Source organism: Kocuria rhizophila (genome assembly GCF_003667225.1).
In the GTDB taxonomy this organism is placed as follows: Bacteria; Actinomycetota; Actinomycetes; order Actinomycetales; family Micrococcaceae; genus Kocuria; species Kocuria rhizophila.
Map to the genome: position 1 here is coordinate 1 of NZ_RCOM01000185.1, position 409 is coordinate 409.

Sequence of the window (409 nt, forward strand, 5' to 3'; positions counted from 1 at the left end):
TCTCAATAGGGCACGCATGCCAAGAGGTTGGCATTCCTCATGATGAGTTCATCCTAAGTCTCGATGAGACTTATTTTGCCAACCAAACGAAACAAGGCAGCACTTATGAACTCGAGATCGTTGAACTAGCGAAACGCTTTTTCTCTCAGAAGCTGGCCAAGTTGACCTCGACAGATCGTGAAGAGATCATGAATTATGCGGCGGAAGTGGACCGCTATGCTCGTGAAAGGGAAGCCATTGATCGAGAGTACAAAAAAGATCGCGTAGCAGAAGCCTTTAAGGGTCCATACGCAAAAGCCGCAAAAATTGCATCGGAAAAGGGAAAAAATATCAGAAGCCAAAGAATTCTACGAGCTAGCGATTCAGGATGACCCTTTGAATTCGGCGCTCCATGATCGATTCGCATGGT

At 46.2% G+C, this 409-nt stretch carries 1 protein-coding gene; it reads left to right on the plus strand.

Going from position 1 to position 409, the window contains the following annotated elements:
• Nucleotides 1-371 (plus strand): hypothetical protein (locus tag D9R02_RS12490; RefSeq protein WP_183085998.1); only part of this gene is annotated, 371 nt, incomplete at its 5' end.
• Nucleotides 372-409: the final 38 nt, after the last annotated feature.